The 3232-nt window shown below is 26.5% G+C and carries 2 protein-coding genes and 1 pseudogene; all 3 read right to left on the bottom strand.

Going from position 1 to position 3232, the window contains the following annotated elements:
- Positions 1–548: FecCD family ABC transporter permease (locus ACRDDY_RS05585; protein WP_438563988.1), on the bottom strand; the 548-nt coding region annotated here is incomplete at its 3' end.
- A 184-nt stretch (positions 549–732) separates the two neighbouring features.
- Positions 733–2790 carry a sensor domain-containing protein gene (locus ACRDDY_RS05590; RefSeq protein WP_438563989.1) on the bottom strand — a complete coding sequence of 686 codons (2058 nt, stop codon included), beginning with the start codon at positions 2788–2790 and terminating at the stop codon, positions 733–735.
- A gap of 187 nt (positions 2791–2977) precedes the next feature.
- Positions 2978–3232: pseudogene (locus ACRDDY_RS05595) on the bottom strand (conjugated bile salt MFS transporter); the annotation flags it as partial.

The following is a 3232-nucleotide window of genomic DNA, read 5'->3' on the forward strand; positions in this document are numbered from 1 at the left end:
TTTTCAGCTGAATAAATTAAAAGATTAGTCAAAGCTGAAAATATAGTAGATAAAGCCATTCCTGATAATATAAGTCTTGTTGTAGAACTAACTTTTCCACAACTTGTCCCAATAATAAATACTAAGACTCCACAAGTAATTGCTCCAATAAAAGCTCCTCCCGCAATGCCTATACTTCCAAGAAAACTTCCTCCAAATACAATTACACTAACTGCACCAGTTGATGCACCTGAAGATATTCCAAGTATATATGGATCTGCAATAGAGTTTTTTGTAATACACTGCATTAAAATTCCACATAAAGCTAAGCTTGCTCCAGTAATTCCAGCTAAAATAGTTCTTGGCAATCTTATTTGCCATATTATTGATTCAGTTGCCTTAGATACCTCTCCTAAATCAGTACCTGATAATTTCCCAATTAATACATTCCAAACAACACTTGGTTCTATTTTTGTACTTCCAAATGCAATTCCTAAAATAATTGAAATTATTAACAATACCATTAAAATTATTGACCATACTAAGAATAAATTTCTTTTTTTATTCATCTTACTTACCACCTTACAAGTAATATTATAACTATCATCCTTTATTTGTAAATATCTTATTAATAATTTTTCTATTTTCTTTATATTTTTATATATTTTGGAATTTTTTATGCTATTGGCATTTTATAATTAATCTTTTAATTTTATCTTATTTTTATTTAATTTAAAAGTGAGAATCAACACCTTAGTTTATATTCTCACTTTTTAATAAGTCTATAGCATTCTTTTCTTCTACTGGTTTTGAAAATAAATATCCTTGAATATATTTTACCCCGATTTCTTTTAAAACTTTTAATTGCTCTTTTGTTTCTACTCCCTCAGCTATTATATCCAAATTTAATGAATTACTTGCATCAACTATTAATTTAAGCAACGTTTTATATTCCTTATAATTATCCATTTCCATTGAAAAACTTTTATCTATTTTCACTACTGATAATGGTAATTTTACTAAATAATTAAATGATGAGTACCCTGTTCCAAAATCATCTAATGATATCTTTATTCCCATTTCTTTTAATTCATTTAGCTTCTTCATATTTTTTTCTATATCTTCTATTACTACACTTTCAGTTATTTCAATTCCTATGCATTCAGTAGATACATTAGTTTCACTTAAAACCTCTTTCACTTTTTTTATAAATCTACTATCTGTTATTTGTACTGCAGATACATTAAATGATACTACTACCTTCTCTGTTCTACCTTCATTTATTCTCTTTGCAAATATACATGCTTTTTTCATTATCTCAGTTCCTACTTGAATTATAGATTTATTTTTTTCCATAATCTCTATTATTTTTTGAACTGATATACCTTTATATTCTTCATTATTCCATCTAAATAATGCCTCAAATCCTATTATTTTTCCATCCGATGTATATTGAGGTTGATATGCTAACTCTAACTCATTTCTTTCTAATATATGATTTAAACTTTTCTCAAGCTTATTCAGATACATCATTTCTCTTTCTAATTCTTCTGTATAAATAACATATCCATTTTTTTTATATTTTTTAGCATTGTATAATGCTACATCCGCTTTAATTATAACTCTACAATCTTCTTCATTTCTTTTACATGAACAATTTTTTGCACATTCACAACCTGCAACTCCGATACTTACTGCTATTTTCTCTTTTTCAACTTCTATTTTAGATAATTCTCTTAATATCTCCTCTGCTTTAAATTCCATTTCCCTTTTATCTAACTTTTTATCATATACTACTAGAAACTCATCTCCACCAAATCTAAAAACATCTGCTTCATTACTTATTTCCTTCAACTTTTCTGCAATTTGAACTAATACCTCATCACCAACATGATGTCCATATGTATCATTTATCTCTTTAAATTTATCTACATCTAGGATTATAACCGTCTTAGGTTTAAATTTTGCCTTATAATTAATATGTTCATATAGCGCTCTTCTATTTAATAAACCTGTATTATAATCTGTATATGCTTGTTTTTTAATTTTTTCTTTTGCTCTAACTACTTCTGTAATATCTATACTAATAGCTGCTATCCCGACAACTTCTCCTACAATGTTAAATATTGGTGTTTTATACAATTCAAAAATCATATCTTTCCCACATTCATTTATTCTTTTAACTACTCTCATAGGCTTTTTACTTTTAACTATATTACTATTTTCTTCTTTTACTTTTTTCACAGATTTTTCAGAATACATCTTACTCATATGTATTCCTATTATCTCATCTGACTTCATATTAAAACGCTTTGCAAATCTTGTATTCGCTATAACGATATTTCCTTCAATATCATATTGCCAAATATCAAATGGAATATTCTCTATAAGAATTTTAAATTGTGCTTCTCTATTTTTAATTTCAGTAATATCTCTAGCTACTGCAACTATTCCTATTGCTTCATTCTTTTCATTAATTACAGGTGATCTATAAACATCAAACCACCTATATCCCTCTATTCCTCGAACAATTTCTTCAAACATCATCGGTTTTCTATCTTGTAAAACCTTTAAATCATTTTCCTCACACTCATTTCCTTTTTTACGTTCCCATACATATTTATGATCTTTTCCTCGTACATCCGATATTTCTTTTCCACTATGCTTAGAAAATTCTTTGTTCACATCTCTATAAATCCCATCATTATCCATAAACCAAGTTATATAAGGAATCGTTTCTAATAGTGCATTATATTTTAATTTTATATTTTCTAACTCTTTTATATCTTCTCTTTTATATCTTCTATTCATTTTCAAAGCCTCTCTTATTAATAATATATCCAAGTCTAAACTTCAAACTAAAAATTCTTTATATCTATGATTATAATAGACTATCTAATAAATTCAAATATAACTTTTTATTAAATTTTTTACTCTCCTTATATTTTTTAAACAAAAATAATGACAAATCTAAAAAGATTTGTCATTACATAATTTATTATTGTGAAACTTTACTAAGTTCTATTCTTTGTTTATGTTTCATAGCTTTTATTGATGTTAATAATAATCCATATCCTATTATTAAGAATACTATCATTATAATCCATGCCATTTTAAATCCAAGAGCTCCTGCAATAGCTCCAAATATTACTGAACCTAATGCAAATCCTATTGCAAATAATAAACTCATAGTTCCTAAATTAACACTGGCATCTTTTCTTCCAAATACATCTGTTGAAAGGAATGCTGGTCC

It is taken from the genome of Clostridium sp., assembly GCF_051656525.1.
In the GTDB taxonomy this organism is placed as follows: Bacteria; Bacillota; Clostridia; order Clostridiales; family Clostridiaceae; genus Clostridium.